The sequence below is a fragment of the Arthrobacter sp. KNU-44 genome (genome assembly GCF_051843155.1).
Taxonomy (GTDB): Bacteria; Actinomycetota; Actinomycetes; order Actinomycetales; family Micrococcaceae; genus Arthrobacter.
The window spans coordinates 4,033,171-4,048,399 of sequence record NZ_JBPXNG010000002.1; the positions used below are offsets into that span (position 1 = coordinate 4,033,171).

Annotated in this window: 11 protein-coding genes; 8 read left to right on the top strand and 3 right to left on the bottom strand. The window is 62.1% G+C overall.

Annotated elements, in window-relative coordinates; all coding sequences use genetic code 11:
• Positions 1-6: 6 nt before the first annotated feature.
• The 8 genes from ACSVHC_RS19950 to ppgK all read left to right on the top strand — a co-directional run bounded on the left by ACSVHC_RS19950 (position 7) and on the right by ppgK (position 9,549).
• Positions 7-1,047, top strand: coding sequence for an ROK family protein (locus tag ACSVHC_RS19950; protein ID WP_437774032.1), 1,041 nt, complete (start codon positions 7-9; stop codon positions 1,045-1,047).
• Positions 1,044-2,009: a carbohydrate ABC transporter permease gene (locus tag ACSVHC_RS19955; RefSeq protein ID WP_437770344.1), complete on the top strand. Its 966-nt coding sequence runs from the start codon at positions 1,044-1,046 to the stop codon at positions 2,007-2,009. The genes ACSVHC_RS19950 and ACSVHC_RS19955 overlap by 4 nt, the downstream gene beginning before the upstream one ends.
• Complete coding sequence (locus ACSVHC_RS19960) at positions 2,002-2,817, top strand: carbohydrate ABC transporter permease (RefSeq protein ID WP_437770343.1); 816 nt, start codon at positions 2,002-2,004, stop codon at positions 2,815-2,817. The genes ACSVHC_RS19955 and ACSVHC_RS19960 overlap by 8 nt, the downstream gene beginning before the upstream one ends.
• Before the next feature lie 41 nt (positions 2,818-2,858).
• Complete coding sequence (locus ACSVHC_RS19965) at positions 2,859-4,109, top strand: ABC transporter substrate-binding protein (RefSeq protein WP_437770342.1); 1,251 nt, start codon at positions 2,859-2,861, stop codon at positions 4,107-4,109.
• Between the two features lie 96 nt (positions 4,110-4,205).
• Positions 4,206-5,393, top strand: coding sequence for a glycoside hydrolase family 15 protein (locus ACSVHC_RS19970; RefSeq protein WP_437770341.1), 1,188 nt, complete (start codon positions 4,206-4,208; stop codon positions 5,391-5,393).
• Positions 5,390-7,642 carry a glycoside hydrolase family 31 protein gene (locus ACSVHC_RS19975; RefSeq protein ID WP_437770340.1) on the top strand — a complete coding sequence of 751 codons (2,253 nt, stop codon included), beginning with the start codon at positions 5,390-5,392 and terminating at the stop codon, positions 7,640-7,642. The genes ACSVHC_RS19970 and ACSVHC_RS19975 overlap by 4 nt, the downstream gene beginning before the upstream one ends.
• A gap of 39 nt (positions 7,643-7,681) precedes the next feature.
• Positions 7,682-8,680 (top strand): aldo/keto reductase family protein, encoded by a 999-nt coding sequence (locus ACSVHC_RS19980; protein WP_437770339.1) that lies wholly within the window; start codon positions 7,682-7,684, stop codon positions 8,678-8,680.
• Positions 8,681-8,757: 77 nt separating this feature from the next.
• Positions 8,758-9,549, top strand: a complete 792-nt coding sequence (ppgK, locus tag ACSVHC_RS19985) for a polyphosphate--glucose phosphotransferase (protein ID WP_437770338.1) — start codon at positions 8,758-8,760, stop codon at positions 9,547-9,549.
• Positions 9,550-9,565: 16 nt separating this feature from the next.
• On the opposite strand, the gene ACSVHC_RS19990 is transcribed toward ppgK, so the two are convergent.
• The 3 genes from ACSVHC_RS19990 to ACSVHC_RS20000 all read right to left on the bottom strand — a co-directional run bounded on the left by ACSVHC_RS19990 (position 9,566) and on the right by ACSVHC_RS20000 (position 15,228).
• Positions 9,566-10,237 (bottom strand): DNA alkylation repair protein, encoded by a 672-nt coding sequence (locus tag ACSVHC_RS19990; RefSeq protein WP_439181243.1) that lies wholly within the window; start codon positions 10,235-10,237, stop codon positions 9,566-9,568.
• A gap of 121 nt (positions 10,238-10,358) precedes the next feature.
• On the bottom strand, positions 10,359-11,966 hold the full coding sequence (locus ACSVHC_RS19995) for an HNH endonuclease signature motif containing protein (RefSeq protein ID WP_439181244.1): 1,608 nt from the start codon (positions 11,964-11,966) through the stop codon (positions 10,359-10,361).
• Between the two features lie 76 nt (positions 11,967-12,042).
• Positions 12,043-15,228 (bottom strand): efflux RND transporter permease subunit, encoded by a 3,186-nt coding sequence (locus tag ACSVHC_RS20000; protein WP_437770335.1) that lies wholly within the window; start codon positions 15,226-15,228, stop codon positions 12,043-12,045.
• Between the last annotated feature and the right edge of the window lies 1 nt (position 15,229).

Consider the following 15,229-nt stretch of genomic DNA (forward strand, 5'->3'; position numbering starts at 1 on the left):
CTGTCAATGTCTCCCTCAAACGGCGGGCGTCCTGCCCGGATGCTGGGCCTGGCCACCGCCGCCGGGCGCGTGGTGGGCATGAAGATCTCGAAAGACCACGTCGCCTTCGTTGAAACGGAACTTAGCGGGCATGTAGTCCGGTCAGACAACAGGGCATACGACGCTTCCTCGATCACCTCGCTTTCCGACGTCGTCTCACTCGTCCATTCATTCGTGGGCGAAGACCGTGTCACCCCTCTTCTGGGAATAGGTGTCGGTGTTCCCGGATCGGTGGACGCACAGGGTAGTGGTGTTGTTGATTCAAGCCTCCTCGGGTGGCGGCAGGTACCGCTTGGAGCGGTTCTGAGCCGGGAACTCCATGTTCCGGTCCTGGTGGAAAACAATGTCAACGCCCTCGCTGTGGCCGAACGGCTCTATGGGTCAGGCCGCGAGCATGCCGAGTTTCTGGTGGTGACGATCGGCGAAGGCGTCGGTGCGGGATTTGTCACCGGCGGCGCCGTCGTGCGCGGCAGCAGGGGCGGTGCCGGCGAAATCGGTCACATACCGGCAGTGGCGGATGGACCTCTTTGCACCTGCGGCAACCACGGATGCATTGAGGCTCTGATCGGGGAAAAGACACTCGTCGCGCAGGCACGGCAATCCGGAATCATTTCGTCGTCCGCCACCATGGCGGATCTGCAAGAGCGCGCAAACGACGGCGACCCCCTCGCCCAAGATATCTTCCGGGAAGCCGGTCAGCCTCTGGGTCGAATCGTCGCTGGTCTCGTGCAGATCCTGGATCCGGAGATTGTCATTGTCAGCGGGGAAGGAACCCGCGCATGGCGCCACTGGGCAGCAGAATTCGAGCGATCTTTCCGGGGTGCCCTGACGGCGGACCGCCGGAGCATCCCCGTGATCGTCGAGTCCTGGGACGACGAGGCCTGGGCGCGCGGAGCAGCCGCGCTCGTCGCGTCTGCGCCCTTCTACAGCGAAGAAAGCTCAGGTGAGCAGGGGAGACAGGTTCGTGCCCGGCTCACCCACGTACCGGCGGAGGTCGGAGGATTGTGACCGCACTACAAGACTCGAGGTCCGGCAATCCCGGACCCACGGCAACTACGAAGCGCTACCGGGGACCCGGGATTCGGCGCAAAGCCACCGGCCCGCGTCTCAAATACGGGCTGACTGTCGCAGCGTTCCTCATCCCCAGCGCGTTGCCACTCTTGTTCTTCACCATCATTCCCATGTTTTCCGCGTTTTGGATCAGCCTGAACCAATGGAATCTAGTCGGCCCGATGAAATGGGTAGGCCTCGGGAACTACGGCAAGCTCATCGGCGACCCGGGCACGCAGGGCGCCTTCCTGCACACCATCTACTACATCGTCGGATACCTGCCGCTTGTGTACATCGGGGGGCTGGCCATAGCGCTTGCGCTCAATTCCAGGATCAAGGGACGCAGCATGATGCGCGGCCTTTACTTCCTCCCCGTGGTGACCAGCTGGATAGTCGTTGCACTGGTCTGGCGTTGGCTACTGAATCCCAGCACGGGAATCGTCAACTGGCTGCTTGGACTCATCGGGGTGACAGGGCCGGGGTGGTGGACAGATCCGGCATGGTCCATGCCTTCGATCATTGTGGCTTCGGCGTGGAAGGACCTTGGCTTTGTCATGGTGATTCTGCTGGCTGGCCTCCAGGCCATTCCGGAGGACTTGTATGAGGCCGCGACCGTCGACGGCGCCGGCCGGTGGAGGCGGCTGTTCAGTATTACGCTTCCCATGCTTTCCCCCTCGACCTTCTTTGTCATTGTGTTGTCGCTGATCAACGGATTCCAGGTCTTTGACCAGGTCTATGCCATGACCGGAGGCGGTCCCAACAACTCTTCGCAGGTGGTGGTCGAGCAGATTTACGACCTCACGTTCCGCTACGGCAGGGCCGGCGAAGCATCGGCCCTGTCATGGCTGCTGTTCCTTTTCATCCTGGTCATCACTCTGATTCAGGTGCGCGGTCAAAAGAAATGGGTCCACTATGCGTAAGCAGCGTCCCTCGATCACCCTGAACATCCTCGTCCTCGTTGGCGCACTCATGATGGTCTTCCCTTTTCTTTGGGCGTTCGTAACGTCCATCAGCCCCGGCGCAGGCCTCTCCGCGACGCCTCAACTTATCCCGGAGAATCCTTCACTGTCCGCCTACGCTCAGTTGCTCCAACGGCTCCCGTTTGCGCAGATCGTGCTCAACAGCCTGATCCTTGCCATCCTCACGACGGTGTTCCAGCTTGTCACCAGCTCACTGGCTGCCTATGTCTTTTCCAGGATGCCGTTCAAGGTGCGCAATGCAGTATTCGCGGTGTATCTGGCCACCATGATGATCCCGATGCAGGTGCTGGTCGTCCCGTTGTTTGTGGAGATGAAAAGTCTGGGCCTTATCGATACCTATCTAGGCGTGCTGTTGCCGGGGATCGCCAGCGCCTTCGGGGTGTTCCTGCTACGGCAGGCAATGAATTCCGTGCCGCAGGACCTGGACCAGGCCGCGACATTGGATGGGGCTGGCCACTTCCGGATCTTCGGCCTCATTGTTCTGCCCTTGGTTCGTCCGGCGCTGGCCACATTGACGGTGTTCGCGTTCCTTAACAGCTGGAACAGCTTCCTTTGGCCGCTGATTATCCTGCGCACTCCCGCAATGAAAACCCTTCCCGTGGCGTTGGCAGGACTGCAAGGCCAGTACACCACCCAGTGGGACATCGTGATGGCCGGATCAGTGGTCAGCGTCCTGCCAATGCTCGCCCTCTATATCTTCACCCAGAAGTACATCATCCAAGGGGTTGCGGGCACCGGACTCAAATAGACCGGATCGGCCAGTTTCCTCACCTATCAATGGAGATACACATGAACAAGAAGCCCCTGGCATCGCTGGGTCTAGCTCTCACCGCAATCCTGGCCATGTCAGGCTGTGGAACGGCGGCAAGCTCAAATGTTGCAAGCACCGAAAAAGTAACCATCAAATACTCAAACTTCACCTCGAACGGAGGCAATGAAAAGAACCTGGACACCATCGTTCAGGCCTTCGAGAAGGCCAACCCGAACATCACAGTCCAAGTCACTACGTTGCCCTACAAGGACTACGCCACGGCGCTCCAGACAGACCTGGCCGCCGGGACCCAAGCCGATACTTTCGACATTGAGTACGCGAACCTTCGTTCCTACGTGGCCAATGGGGCCGTCGCACCTCTGGAGGGAGTTGACGGTTCCAAATACAAGCAGTCCTTGCTGCAGTCCTACCAGTCAGACGGCAAGCAGTACGCACTGCCCAGTTCCTTCTCCGACGTGGTCCTCTACTACAACAAGGGACTCTTCGACTCCGCCAAGGTCGCCTACCCGACTTCCAGCTGGACCTGGGCTGATGAAACGGCCGCCGCGAAGAAGATCACTGACAGCGCCGCGGGTGTCTATGGAGACTTCCAGAACGTGAGCTTCTACGAGTTCTACAAGGCACTGGCCCAAACCGGCGGCAAATTCCTCAATGACGACGGCAAATCGGTCGCCTTCAACTCGCCCCAAGGCATCAAAGCGGCCGAATGGCTGGCAGGGAAGAGCGGAACCACCATGCCCACACCCGCCCAAGGCGCCGGGACCCCGGACGTCGACACGAAACTGTTCAAGGACGGCAAACTTGGCATGCTCCACAGCGGCATCTGGGTGGCCAGCAGCTTCGCCGATTCACCCAAAAGCTGGGATATCGCCGTCGAACCCGGAGACACGCAGAAGGCAAGTGCGGAGTTCTCCAATGCCATTGGTGTTTCTGCCAACTCGAAGAACAAGGCCGCAGCCCAGAAATGGGCCGAATACATGACCAGCTCAGACGTCATGGCACAGACCCGCATCAGCGCAGGATGGGAACTTCCCGCCACCTCCGATGACTCAGTCCTGAAGCCGTATCTCGCAAAAGACAAGCCGGCAAACCGCAAGGCCATTTTCGACGCCCTTGACAACGTCGCCCTCCCGCCGGTCATCGGCGACAACCAGCAGAAAATGGTCGACATCATCACCAATGCTCTTGGCGAAGTCGAAGCGAAGCGCTCCAGCGCGGCCGATGCCCTGAAGGGCGCCGCGGACCGAATCAACGCTCTGCTGAAATAACCGGGCATCGCCCGAACAAGGCCGGTGAGCGGGCCGCGGTAACACCGTGAGCTGCTGGCGGCACGGCGACCCGCTCACCATCTGAAAGAGAAGCCAATGATCGACAAATCAAAGCAAGGTTCAACGGTAATGCGCAACGGAGATCCCGCGGTCCGTTCGATAGTCCAGGCCGGCATCCGGCTCATCCTGGAACAGCAGACCCCTGGTGGCGCCTACCCCGCAAGCCCGTCGTTTTCCGCCTACGCCGGGTACTGCTGGTTCCGCGACGGCTCATATATCGCTGACGCCATGTCCGCCGCCGGGCACATCGAATCCGCCGAACGGTTCTTCGACTGGTGCTCGAACGCCTTGACTTCCCGTACGGGAAGGATCCGCCGTATCGTGGCTGAAAGCCTTGCCGGCAGGCCGGTTGCCGGCGACCAAATGCTTCCCACGCGTTTCACTCTCGACGGGGCCGAAGGAAGCGATGACTGGTGGGATTTCCAGCTCGACGGATACGGTACATGGCTTTGGGCCTTGGCTGAGCATAGCGCCCGCCATGACCGGCCACTCGCACGCTGGGCTGAGGCCATTGACCTCACAGTCGACTATCTTTCTGTCTCCTGGCAACGGCCCTGCTATGACTGGTGGGAAGAGTCGGCCCAGCACGTGCACGTGAGCACTTTGGGTTGCATCGCCTCCGGATTGGCCAGCATCGCCCAAAGCGGGCTGATCGAGGAGTCACTCTCAGAACGGGCCGCCTCGACCGCGCACCAGATCCGCCGTCGCGTCCAAGACGAAGGTGTCCAGGACGCCCATCTCACGAAATGGCTGGGAACAGACACGGTAGACGCTAGTCTCGTCTCGCTGATTGCTCCGATGAACTTCCTGTCCCCGCATGGTCCCTTGAGCGCAGGGACCATCGCGGTCATCGAGGAGCAGCTCACCGTCGACAACGGAGTTCACCGGTATCTTGCTGACACCTACTACGGCGGTGGCCAATGGCCGTTGCTTAGTTGCTTCCTAGGCCTGGCCCATGCCGCTTCCGGAAACAGGACCCGAGCCCATGAGCTCCTGGAATGGGCCGCGTCGACCGCCGGCGCAAACGACGAACTTCCCGAACAGGTCGACCATCACCTTCTTGACCCCGATCATCTTCAACCTTGGAACGAGCGCTGGGGTTCCTCGGCAAGTCCGCTGCTGTGGAGCCACGCCATGTTCATCCGTCTCGCCATCGCCCTCGGCCTCCCGTACGACACCGCCGATCTGACTCCGGCTCCAACAGCGAAAGAGAGCGCTAAATGATCCGCCACAAGCCATTCGGTTCCGGCCACCCGTATGTGGACGACACCGATCAGCGCAGCCCGTCCCATCCTGCAGCGGGGGAGCCCGTCACCTTGGGCGTGCGAACCTCCCCGGAACTGACCGACGTTATCTGCGAACTCGAAGTCACCGGTCGCGACGGCGCTGTCACGAAATTGATCCAAACCCTCGAACGAGTACCGGCAGCATCCCGCGGACAGGTGATCGACGGCGGCCACCTGGCATCCGCCCAAGCCAAACTCGCACGTTCGGCCAGCGGCTGGCAGGTAACCCTCGCGCCGGCGGAGCCCCAGACAACATACAAGTACCGATTCACGGCGCAGACCCGAAGTGGGGGAACTCAAAAGACGCACTGGTTTAGCTATAGTGCCGCCACCTGGGCGGCCGCCAGCCAGGCAGTTAACGTCATTGGGGGTGACCGCGTGATCGCCGACTCCGTCGAGGTGTTGCATGACGGTGTCCGGCCTTTGCGTGTTCGTTTCGCACTCCCGTTGGCCTTGAACGAGCGTGTCACCGGCTTTGGAGAACGTTTTGATGCCCTCGACCACCGGGGGTCCAAGCTGGACGCGGTCGTTTTCGAGCAATACAAGAGCCAAGGAGCGAAGCGGAGAACTTACTTACCCATGCCTTTCGCCCATGTAGTAGGCGGAGGCGGCTGGGGATTTCACGTCGAAACTTCCAGGCGGACCTGGTACGACATCGGCGCCTCCGACGAAAACCGCCTCGTCATTGAAGCCGAAGTCGGCCCCGAACCCCTGAACGGGGACACTCTTCTGAACGTGAGGTTCTTCGAAGGAACTCCGACGGCGGTCCTGAAGTCCTTCCTGTCTGTCGCCGGCAGCGCCAAGGAGCTTCCGGACTGGGTGTTCAAGCTCTGGGCGAGCGGAAACGAGTGGAATACCCAGGCAGAAGTCATGCGACAGATGGATCGGCACCGGGACACCGGGATTCCGGTCGGGTCCGTCGTCGTCGAGGCGTGGAGCGACGAGTCTACGTTCACGGCATTCCGCGACGCTGAATACGAACCGAATCCCGATGGTTCACCGCACCGTCTCAGCGACTTCACCTTCCCGGAGCATAGTGCCTGGCCGGATCCGAAGGCCATGGTCGATGACCTTCATGCCCGGGACATCCGGGTGGTTCTGTGGCAGATTCCGCTGATCAAAATGCGACCACACCCACAAGGACAGGCCCGATTCGACGCGGAGGCGGCGATTCGTGACGGTCGGCTCATCCGTGAGGAGGCCCCGGACGGCAGCCTGCGTCCATACCGTAACCGAGGGTGGTGGTTCCCGCTCAGCCTGATGCCGGACCTGACCGATCCGGAAGCCGCCCGCTGGTGGACGGAGAAGCGACGCTATCTCGTCGAAGAAATCGGCATCGACGGATTCAAGACCGACGGCGGGGAACACGCCTGGGGCGAAGAACTCCAGTACCTGAACGGAATGCGTGGAGACGAAGGAAACAATCTCTTCCCGGTGGCCTATTCAAGGGCTTATGGCGAATTGCTTGAATCCGCAGGCAAGGCCCCGGTCACCTTCAGCCGCGCCGGATTCACCGGTTCCCAGGGACACGGGGCATTCTGGGCCGGGGACGAGAATTCCACATGGGATGCATTCCGTTGGTCCTTGTTTGCCGGACTATCCGCATCAGCATGCGGAGTCTTGTACTGGGGCTGGGACTTCGCCGGCTTCTCCGGCGACGTCCCGAGCGCGGAACTATACCTGCGGTCAGCCGCCGCAGCAGTATTCGTGCCCATCATGCAGTATCACTCCGAGTTCAACCACCACCGGAAGCCATCGAGGGATCGCACTCCCTGGAACATTCAGGAAAGAACCGGAGATCAGACTGTCATCCCGGTCTTCCGTGAACTCGTCGAACTGCGCGAACGCCTCGTTCCTTACCTGGCTGAGCAAGCGCGGAAGGCTATCGATACCGGAGCCCCCCTCATGCGCCCGCTGTACTTTGACCACATCAAAGACGAAGAGGTATGGAAGCACCCCTTGCAATGGATGCTCGGTGAGGACCTACTTGTTGTTCCCGTCACCGATGAGGCGGTCCGCACCTGGACGGCGTACCTTCCAGACGGCAACTGGGTCGACGCCTGGACGGGGGAAAAATACGCAGGCCAGCGAACGGTCGAGGTATCCGCGCCGCTGAACCGCGTTCCTGTCTTCGTCAGGGCGGAAGCCTGGAACGAGATGAAGGACGTCTTCTTTCCAACCGCGTAATCAAGAACTGAACGGGACCAACAACCACGAAGGAAATCCTTGGAATACAGAAAACTTGGCCGGAGCGGCATGTATGTCAGCGAGATCGCCTACGGCAACTGGCTAACGCACGGATCGCAAATCGAGGACGACGCCGCAGCGCAGTGCGTGCATGCTGCGCTCGACGCAGGTATCAGCACCTTCGACACCGCCGATGCCTACGCCGAGACGCGTGCAGAAGCCGCCCTCGGTTTGGCGCTTTCCGGGGTCCGGCGTGAAAGCGTGGAGATCTTTACCAAGGTGTATTTCCCCACCGGGCCCGGAAAGAACGATCGTGGACTCTCTCGAAAGCACATCATGGAGGCTGTCCATGGAAGTCTCCGCAGGCTCAAAACCGACTACGTAGACCTGTACCAGGCCCACCGGTTCGATTATGAAACACCCCTTGAAGAAACGATGCAGGCTTTTGCTGACATCGTGCGCGCGGGGAAGGCCCACTACATCGGCGTCTCCGAATGGACGGTGGATGAGATCCGGTCAGCAGCCGCCTTGGCCAAGGAACTCAACATCGAGCTGGTCTCCAACCAACCCCAGTACAACATGCTGTGGAGGGTTGTTGAACCAGAAATCATCCCGGCCTGCGAAGAGCTCGGGATAAGCCAGATCGTTTGGTCCCCGCTTGCCCAAGGAGTGCTGACCGGCAAATATTCACCAGGGAAGGGCGCACCTGCCGGTTCCCGCGCCACCGACCAAAACGGAGGCAAAGACACGATGGCTAGGTGGCTGGGCGATGACGTTCTCACAACGGTCCAACGCCTTCAGCCCCTGGCAGCAAGCGCAGGAATTCCGCTGGGAACCCTCGCTTTGGCATGGGTGCTTCAAAACCCGAACGTATCCACAGCCGTCGTCGGAGCCTCCAAACCAGAGCAGATCAAGGAAAACGCGAAGGCCGCAGGGCTGACGCTGGAGGAGGCACTCCTGAAGGAGATCGATGAAATCCTCGAACCTGTCATTGAACGTGACCCTCGCAAAGTCGATAGCTGCCACAGCAGGCCTTGAGCACCGCTAGCGGTAGTAGCGATAACAAGCTGCCGCCCTCTAACAGATCAAAGAATCGGACCAATATGCCTGTAAACATGACAAGAGCGGGCCATTTCATTGGCGTTGACATCGGTGGCACCGGCGTCAAGGGCGGGATCGTCAACCTCGAAAGGGGCGAGATTCTGGGAAGCTGCGTTCGTTTGGCCACGCCCCAACCAGCGGATCCAGAGTCCGTCGGAGATGTTGTTCGGCAGCTCGTGGAGGAACTCACCGCAGGAAGCGAAGCGGGACTTGATTCAACTGTTGGCGTCACCTTTCCGGGCATCGTCCAGCACGGCACGTCCCGATCTGCGGCAAATATGGACAGGACCTTCATCGATTTCGACATCGGCACCCATTTCTCCGACCGCATTCGGCGGCCCGTTGCCGTCCTGAACGACGCCGACGCTGCAGGACTCGCGGAAGCCCGCTACGGCGCCGGCCGGGGAACTCGCGGCACCGTTTTGGTCATTACCCTGGGCACAGGGATCGGATCAGCCCTGATTTTCGACGGAAACGTCTTGCCCAATGTAGAGCTCGGTCACATTTCCATCGATGGCTACGACGCTGAAACCAGAGCATCCGCCGTCGCCCGTGAACGCGACGGATTGGGTTGGCCGGAATACAGTGTTCACCTGAACCGCTACCTTTCTGAGCTTGAGTTCATGTTCTCGCCCGAACTCATCATTGTTGGCGGAGGCATCTCCCAAAGAACCGATGACTACCTGCCTCTCCTCACGCTGAGGACTCCGGTCGTCCCGGCGAAGCTCAGGAACGATGCTGGCATCGTAGGCGCCAGCATTCAGGCGGCATCAACCGCGTTGGGCCGAGCTGCAACGATGGGCTGAGGATAGTTAAAAATTCCTACATAGCGTGCTGTCGGCGCACCATCTCAGTGATCCAAATGGGCGCGAACGGAGAGGTGCAGTTCGGGGGAGTCGGGTAATCCTTGAGCACACCCAAGCGCTCACCGATGTCGATAGCGCGGGCGCGGTGCTCGGCATGTTCGATTCCGATCTGGGCCAGGCAGTGATTCATGGCCCATTGAAGACGATCCGGGGCGTCTTTCATCTCCGCCTCGATGACGTCGAGCAGTCCCGCGAGGTCGAGGCCCTCGGGATTCTTGACCGCGCGTTCAGTGGTCAGTGCCCATCCGGCACTCGCGACCACTGGATCCGGATCGGGGAACCAGGCAAGGCGCAGCTCCTCGCAGTGCGGGTTCTTCTTCACCACGTAGTTCACGAGCCAGTCGTGAACCTTCGGCGTGCGGGCCTGGCGCAACATGGCGTCCAGCTCATCGTGCTCGAACGCCTTCGGGCGGCAGATCAGGATCGCGAGCAGTCTAGCCGCCGTGTCTTCCGTCGCCCAGAGCTGGTGTGCGACTTCCTGCTGCGTCTTCAACCGCTTCGCGAGCGCGCGCAGTTTGCCAAGGTTCACTCCGTGATCGTCACCGTGTTTCTCGTTCACTTCGCGGGCTCTCGGGTCCTCGAGCGCGGCAAGCTCGGCCACCAGTTCGTCCACTGTCGTCTCGGTCACCATGGCCTCCTGTTGATCACACTTGTGGGGTCGAGCCTACTAGGAGGCGTGACTGCGCTGCGCCGTTTACGAGGGTGTTCAGGCGCGGCCGCTTCTGTTGCCGGCGTGTAGTTCTGGTCGATCAGGTGCCTTCGAATGCGGCGTATTCGGGGAAGGAGTCGTCCAGGGGCACGGTCCAGCCCGGATCGCCTGACTCGGCCGGGTCGTCCATGGCGTTGACGTCCATGTCGTCGGGGTCGGGCCAGGGGTGTGCGGCAGTGAAGGAGTGCCAGTCGGGGAAGGGATCCGTGGGCAGGTCTTGGTCCGGTGGAGTGTCGGTGTCCGTCTTGGTGATCGGGAGGTGGGGTGGCCAGTGGGGTGGTTCCCAGTCCTGGTGTTCGGCGGGGTAGTGCCGTTTGGATGGTGAGGTCCAGCCCGGTGGATGGTTCTTGCTGGCCGGGGTGGGGGTCCATGCGGTGCGGTGTTTGAGGCGGTGGTGTTTGGGGCAGGGTTGGGCGAGGTTGGTGATGCCGGTGGTGCCTCCGTGGGCCCAGGCCAGGAGGTGGTCTGCGTCGTTGTCCAGGGAGTGGTTGTTGCAGCCGGGGAAGGGGCATTTGCCGTCGCGGAGCCGCAGCCATTGGCGCTGGGCTTTGGTGAGGCGGTAGCTGGTGCGTCCGATTTCCAGCGGGGCCCCGTCGCGGGGGTCGGTCAGGACGCGGTGGAAGGACTCTGCGCCGTCGGCGATCAGGCGGCGTGCGATGGAGGGCGGGATCGGCCCGTATCCGTCGAGCATGGCTGGTTCCTCGGTGGCGCCGATGAGGGACAGGACCGGGACGGTGACCAGGACCTGCGCCCGCGGGGACGGTACCCGCCCCGGTTCCATTCCGCCGTCCGGCGTGCCGCCGTCGGGCGTGTCACCGTTGTGGTTGGTGAGGAGCCAGGTGGCGGTGATGTCGGCGCGGAGCTGGGCGAGGGTCCGGGTTTCGTGGGGGCCTTGGAGGGCGCGGGCGGCGGCGGTGGTCCGTTCCCAGATCCCGGCCGCGGTGTCGGCGGGGAGGTGGGCGGAGAGCCAGGCCATGCCGTCGCGGTCCGGGAGGTATTCGACGCGCCGGTCCTGGGCGCTTTGGGTGTGGCGGTTTTCGATGCTGACGGGGTGGTGGCGTTCGCGCCAGGTGCGGGCTTTGGTCCGGAACCGGGACGGGACGAGGTCCCCGGCCGGGCAGCCGCGGGCGGGGTTGGGTGCGTCGGGGTCCAGGAAGTGGGCTTCCAGGCCGGCCGCTGCGGCCGGTCCCAGGCCGTCGGTTTCGTCGATGATGATCCGGGCGTGCTGCCAGGAGATCGTCCCGGACTGCAGCGCGGCCAGGGTCAGGGGCAGGCCCGTGGTCAGGGACCGGGATGCGGAGAGGAAGGCGGCGGCGGTGCGTTCGCTGACGGTCAGGACGCAGGCGAGTTCGGCGAGCAGGGCGAGCTCGTGGGCGGTGGATTCCTGCGGTGAGGGCGCCGGCGGCGCGAGGGCCCTGGCGGCCTGGACGTAGTCCGCGGCGAGCCTCGCTTTCAGGGCGGCGGTCCGGGCTTCCAGCCGGGCGATTTCGGCGAGGCCGTGCAGGCAACCTTCGGCCAGGCTCCTTAGCGGATCGGCGCTTTCGGGTGAATCCGCGTCCCGGGTGACGGCGGCAAGCACGGCAACGGAGCCGGCGACGGCCTCCACGGCCGCCCTGCTCTCCGCACTCCAGGCTGTCCTTCGATCCATACCCACAGCATCGCAGGAGGCACCGACAATTTAACGTTGGCGCCGCTGGGGGCGTGCGCGGGGCAGACACACTCGGCTAACCAGGTTCCTGCGCTCGGGAAGGAACCATCCGCCTGAATCCCCGGAAAAGGAAGGTGAGTCCCCTCCGTGAAGCTCCGCTCGGGGTAGTCGCTGCTTTTGCGAAGCGGAGGTAGAGCGAGGGGACAATGAACAAATTGAGCAGGGTGGACGTGACGAGTCCGCCAAGGATGACCACGGCCATGGGGTGTTCGATTTCGTGGCCCGGGATATTTCCCATGACCACCAAGGGCACCAGGGCAAGTCCGGTAGCCAAGGTGGTCATGAGGATCGGGGAAAGCCGTTCCGCAGCTCCGCGCATCACGAGGGCGCGGCCGAAGGCTTCGTCCTCGTTCCTTTCCAGGTGCTGGCAGTGGCTGATGAGCAGGATCCCGTTGCGGGCTGCGATACCCATCACCGTGAGGAACCCGACGAGTGAGCCAAGCGAGAGGACCCCGCCGGTCACGTAGGCAGCGAAGACCCCGCCGACCAGGGCGATGGGGAGCGTCAGCAGCGCGAGGAGGGCCAGCCGCCAGCTCCGGAACGACGCTTGCAGGAACAGGAGGATCAGGGCCAGGGCCGCCACGGCGAAGATCGCCAGGCGTTCGGTGGCTGCCTGGCGTTCCGTGTACTCGCCGAGGAGTTGGACGCTGTAACCCGGCGGCAGCTTCATCTCTTCGAGGCGTTCCTGTAGCGTGCGGACAACGGTCCCGAGGTCCGCCCCCTGATCGATAAAGGAACCGACCTCCACGCGGCGGGATCCGTTGGTGCGGTCAATGAGGTTGGGTGTCGATTGCACACTGACAGCGGCGACGTCGGCCAGCCGGACACGCTGTCCGCTGGGGGTATCGAGCGGCAGTTCCTCGATGCTGGTGACGCTGGCACGGGTCTCCGGTGTGCTCCAGACTTGGACGTCATACGCGCGTCCGTCCCGGAAGACGTCGCCTACCTCTTCCCCGGCCACGAGTGTCGCGGCTGCCCGCCTGACGTCGCCGGGTTTCAGTCCGTACTTTTGCGCCGCGGCAAGATCCACCTTGACCGTGATCTGCGGCACCTCGACTTCCAGGGAAATGTGGGGTTCATTGGTGCCCTGGATGTGGTCAAGGATGGATTTGATCTTCTGGGCCTGATCCCGAAGCACGTTGAGGTCATCCCCGTAGACCCGGACCAGGATTGGTTCGCTGGAGCCGGTCAGGACCTCTTCGATTCTCTCTTTCAGGTAGGTCTGGACGTCGCGGTGCAGGCCCGGATAGCCGTCGACAACCTCCTGGACAGCTGCCACCGTTTTATCGTAGTCAGCGTGGCGGTCGATGCTGATCCAGTTTTCCCCGGCGTTGACGCCGACAATCTCGTCTGCGGTGAATGCTTGGCCTATGTGGGTACCGCAGTTCAGGACTCCGGGCACCTTGAGGAGCTCCTCGCAGCCCCTCTGTGAGATGCGGTATTCCTCAGCTGCCGAAGTGCCGGGCTCTGAGACCCAGTGCATGAGGAAATCCCGTTCCTTGAAGGTGGGGAACAAGGACTGGCCCAGCAGGGGAGCGATCACCAGGCCCGCCAAGGCGACGGCACCGAAACCCGCGTAGCCGTAGCGGGGCCGGTTCATGGTCCGGGACAAGGCGGCGTGATATCCGCGTTTGAGCACCCGGACCAGGGGAGGGTCACGCTGCTCCAGTTTCGCCTTGCCGAGCAGAATCAGTGCCAGCGCCGGTGTCACGGTCAGCGCGACCAGCATAGAGGCGAGGACGGCCAGGGTATAGGAGACAGCCAGCGGCCGGAAAAAGACACCAGTCAGTCCGTCGAGGAAGAAAATAGGAACGGCCGCGACGACGATGATCAGGGTCGCGTAGACAATGGGACTTCGCATTTCCAAGGAGGCCCTGAGCACCACCGAGGCCGTTGGTTCTTCGCTGCCCAGGGCCCTATGTTGTCTGAGCCGGCGCATGATGTTTTCGACGTCGATGATCGCGTCGTCGACGACGACACCGACTGCGATGACCAGCCCCGCCAGGACCATGGTGTTGATGGAGCTCGCTGTGTAGTACAGCACGAGCGCTGCCGTCAGGAGGGAGAGCGGAATGGCCACGAGACTGATCAGCGCTGTGCGCCACTGGAAGAGGAAGGCGCCGAGGATCATGACCACCAGCAGGCACCCAAGGAGCAGTGCGAGGCTCAGGTTGGAAATCGCCTCCTCGATGAAGCTCGCCGGACGGAAAATCGTGGTGTCAAAGGTGATTCCACTCAACCCTGGCTGGAGCTGGCGGAGGGCGTCCTCAACTCCTTTGGTCACATCGAGGGTGTTTCCCCAAGGAAGCTTTTCGACGATAAGCATGAGCCCGTGACCATTGTTGATGACCGCGTCGCCGATGAGCGGCTGGTGGTCCTCCACGACTTTGGCCACGTCGCCCAGATGAAGCGCAACGCCGTCCTTTTCCCTGATGGTGACCTGTGCCAGGTCCTCGGGGCTGGAAACCGCCTGGACATGCTGGACGCCCATTCTCTGGTTCGGACTGTCAATGAAGCCCCCCGTGCCGATGAACCGGCCGGGGGAATACTTCAGCAGTCCGGCGTCGACGGCTCCGGCGGTGACTTCCATGACCTGGTTGAGCGAAACGTTTTCAGCCTTGAGCCGGTCCGGCTGCACCTGGACCTGCAGCATCTGGAGCCTTTCACCCCAGATGGCGACATTGGCCACCCCGGGCACCCGGAGCAACCGGGCGCGGATCGTCCAGTAAGAGAGCATGGACATCTCGATGAGGGACCGGTTGGAGGAGGTCATGCCGATCTTCATCACGCGGCTCGTCGACGACAACGGCTGAAGCATGACCGGCGGAGCCGCCCAGGTGGGCAGGGCGGAGGTCACTGCCGCCATCCGTTCAGAGACCACCTGACGGGCATTCAGCAGATCGGTACCCTGCTTGAAGACGAGCACGATCGAGGACAGCTGGGGCACGGACTTGGAGCGCAGCTCATCCAGGCCGGGCATGCCGCTCAGGGAAGCCTCGATGGGGACGCTGACCAGCTCTTCCACTTCCTGCGCGGTCAGGCCCAGGCAGGCCGTCTGGATTTCCACGCGCGGGGGTGCGAATTCCGGAAAGACATCGATGGACGCTGAGCTCAACTGTACGGAGCCCAACAGCATCACCGCGCAGGCCAGTGCAACAACCACCGTCCTGAATTTGAGGCTGATGCCTATGATCCAACGCATC

What these genes read in the sequence shown, in the direction of transcription:
- ACSVHC_RS19995 (WP_439181244.1), bottom strand. Translation starts at nt 11,966, where the DNA reads ATGGATCGAAGGACAGCCTGGAGTGCGGAGAGCAGGGCGGCCGTGGAG.
- ppgK (WP_437770338.1), top strand. Translation starts at nt 8,758, where the DNA reads ATGACAAGAGCGGGCCATTTCATTGGCGTTGACATCGGTGGCACCGGC.
- ACSVHC_RS19950 (WP_437774032.1), top strand. Translation starts at nt 7, where the DNA reads ATGTCTCCCTCAAACGGCGGGCGTCCTGCCCGGATGCTGGGCCTGGCC.
- ACSVHC_RS19965 (WP_437770342.1), top strand. Translation starts at nt 2,859, where the DNA reads ATGAACAAGAAGCCCCTGGCATCGCTGGGTCTAGCTCTCACCGCAATC.
- ACSVHC_RS20000 (WP_437770335.1), bottom strand. Translation starts at nt 15,228, where the DNA reads ATGCGTTGGATCATAGGCATCAGCCTCAAATTCAGGACGGTGGTTGTT.
- ACSVHC_RS19970 (WP_437770341.1), top strand. Translation starts at nt 4,206, where the DNA reads ATGATCGACAAATCAAAGCAAGGTTCAACGGTAATGCGCAACGGAGAT.
- ACSVHC_RS19975 (WP_437770340.1), top strand. Translation starts at nt 5,390, where the DNA reads ATGATCCGCCACAAGCCATTCGGTTCCGGCCACCCGTATGTGGACGAC.
- ACSVHC_RS19960 (WP_437770343.1), top strand. Translation starts at nt 2,002, where the DNA reads ATGCGTAAGCAGCGTCCCTCGATCACCCTGAACATCCTCGTCCTCGTT.